Raw genomic sequence first — 2,311 nt, forward strand, 5'->3', positions numbered from 1 at the left:
TGCTATACGAGATCAATTCAAGAAAAAATTAGCTAAGGTAATAGAGCAACCACATATTCCAAAGAATATGCTTAAAGGTGATCTTGCAGGCTGCTATAAAATAAAATTATTAAAAGCTGGTGTCCGACTTGTTTACCAGGTCAAAGATGATCAGGTAGTTATTTTGCTAATTACCGTTGGAAAACGAGCTGATAGCATTGTTTATGATGAAGCAAAAAAGCGGATAAAAGACTAAAAATGGGAGCTGCATGCCCACTGCTGTCCCATAGTTTGCTTTAAATAAAAAAACCTGAGTCCTAACAGTTAAAATATGAGTGCAAACAAACACTTTAACGACCAGGATTCAGGTTTTGTCACATCAGAATACCGTATTTCATGAGCTAATTAAACCTGTTGTGCGACAGGATTTTGAACAACTTGCTAAAGTACACCATGTTGGACAGAAATTTAGAGCGGCTTCCCGGTGGGATCAGTTTATTGCCATATTGATGTCTCAATTCTCTTGTAGGCAAAGTCTGAGAGATATTCAATCCAATTTGGAGTGCCAACAGGAAAAGCTAAGTCATCTCGGAGCAAAGTCTATTCCCCGAAGCACGCTGGCACGAATCAATGAGCAGCAGCCTGCTGCCTTGTATCAACAGCTATTTTACAAGTTGCTTAAATACTATGAACACTCAAAAGTAGCTCATAAATTTCGCTTTAAGAATCCCTTGTATTCCTTGGATGCCAGTCATATTGACCTGTCGCTTTCCTTATGTGAATGGGCCAAAGTTCACGACTCAAAAGCCAGCATGAAACTCAGTATAGGATTGAATCACAGCAATGATATTCCTGAGTTTGTTGCAGTTGAAAATGGCAAAGAAAATGACATGGTACAAGGCCGCAAATTCCAGTTTCCTGCTGGCAGCATTGTAGTTTTTGATAAAGGCTATGTCGATTACCAATGGTATGCAAATCTGACTGCTCAAAACATTGGATTTGTCACACGTTTTAGGCCTAAATCTGTGTATCAGGTGATCCAGCAACATCCAGTGCTTGAATCCAAAGGTATTCTAAAAGATGAAACCATTCAGCTGAATAGCGCACATGCCCTAAAAAGAAAAGCCCCAGTGTTAAGAAGAATTGAATATAGAGATCAGCAAAGTGGCAAGCACTTTAGCTTTCTCAGCAATAACTTTCATTTAGCCGCCTCCACCATTGCGGCGATTTATAAAGATCGTTGGAAAGTTGAGCTGTTCTTTAAGGCGATTAAGCAGAATCTCAAATTAAAAGCGTTTCTAGGCCGCAGCAGGAACGCAATTCAGACACAAATCTGGATTGCGATGATCGCCTATTTATTGGTGAGTTTCGCTCGACATTTAGGAAAAACAGGTTGGACAGTTCAACGTTTACTCAGAATAATTCAAGTGAATTTGTTTGAAAGAAGAACTTTAAAAGCTTTATTTTCACCCGATAAAATACCCATTAAACAAGAGGAAGCTTATTTAAGCTTCCTCTTGTGAAAAATTGTGGGACAGCAGTGGCTTATAGCTACCTTTTTTATCGTTACACATTGAATCCTATATGTTTTCCTGTTGGAAGCTCTACATCAATACGGAGCTTCCCACCCATTGCCTCAACATACTTTTTCATGGTTGAAATCTTAAGATCATTGCCACGATTTTCTATTGCTGAAAGCGATGGCTGTTTTATTCCCAAAGTTTCAGCAAGCTCTTTTTGAGAAATTTCGAGTTCTTCACGAATAAGATGAAGCTGATTTTCTAGCAGTAATTCATCTGCCATTTTTTGAATACGGGCTTGGCTCTCTGGAGAGCGGCTAGCTAACAATTCTTGTAGAGTCTTAGCCATTAGATTTATCTCCTAGGGTGGTGAGATGAAGTTGGTATTGTTCATCTGCAATATCCAGCATGTCTTTATAAAAACGCTTTTTACCGCCTTTATCAGCAATACATAGAACAATAGCCTGTCGTAAGGGATCAAATGCGAAGAAAGCTCTTAAGGGTCTACCGCGATGTTGAACGCGCAGTTCTTTCATATTGGTAAATTTAGACTCATACACAGTATCTACTAAAGGACGGCCTAAACTCGGTCCCTGCTGCTGTAGAACAACCAGGGCAGCTAGGACCTTCTCTTGTGTCGATTCATCTTGCTGTTCAAGCCACTGATTAAATAGATCTGTCGTAATGACTGTCCACATACCACAACCAAAATATAGATTATAGTCTATATTTTAGGAGCATTATGCTTGTTTTGCAAATGAGAAATGATAGGCAATAAAAAACCCCGGCATCCTGCCGGGGTTTTTCATATT

The 2,311-nt window shown here is 39.3% G+C and carries 4 protein-coding genes; 2 read left to right on the top strand and 2 right to left on the bottom strand.

Going from position 1 to position 2,311, the window contains the following annotated elements; genetic code table 11:
* Positions 1–235, top strand: a 235-nt coding sequence (locus tag FTV42_RS16335) for a type II toxin-antitoxin system RelE/ParE family toxin (protein WP_180039211.1), incomplete at its 5' end; no start/stop codon positions are given.
* Between the two features lie 115 nt (positions 236–350).
* A complete protein-coding gene (locus FTV42_RS16340; protein WP_180039212.1) occupies positions 351–1,502 on the top strand; it encodes an IS4-like element ISAbe18 family transposase in 1,152 nt (383 codons plus the stop codon).
* Positions 1,503–1,545: 43 nt separating this feature from the next.
* Here FTV42_RS16340 and FTV42_RS16345 read toward each other — a convergent pair whose 3' ends face one another.
* Both FTV42_RS16345 and FTV42_RS16350 read right to left on the bottom strand, forming a co-directional pair.
* Positions 1,546–1,848, bottom strand: coding sequence for a helix-turn-helix domain-containing protein (locus tag FTV42_RS16345; RefSeq protein WP_001140620.1), 303 nt, complete (start codon positions 1,846–1,848; stop codon positions 1,546–1,548).
* Positions 1,841–2,197 carry a type II toxin-antitoxin system RelE/ParE family toxin gene (locus FTV42_RS16350; protein WP_000269911.1) on the bottom strand — a complete coding sequence of 119 codons (357 nt, stop codon included), beginning with the start codon at positions 2,195–2,197 and terminating at the stop codon, positions 1,841–1,843. The genes FTV42_RS16345 and FTV42_RS16350 overlap by 8 nt, the downstream gene beginning before the upstream one ends.
* Between the last annotated feature and the right edge of the window lie 114 nt (positions 2,198–2,311).

The organism is Acinetobacter sp. YH16052 (assembly GCF_013417155.1).
Taxonomy (GTDB): domain Bacteria; phylum Pseudomonadota; class Gammaproteobacteria; order Pseudomonadales; family Moraxellaceae; genus Acinetobacter.

Excerpts from the sequence above, each read along its gene's own strand:
- FTV42_RS16350 (WP_000269911.1), bottom strand. The coding sequence starts at position 2,197 with ATGTGGACAGTCATTACGACAGATCTATTTAATCAGTGGCTTGAACAG.
- FTV42_RS16345 (WP_001140620.1), bottom strand. The coding sequence starts at position 1,848 with ATGGCTAAGACTCTACAAGAATTGTTAGCTAGCCGCTCTCCAGAGAGC.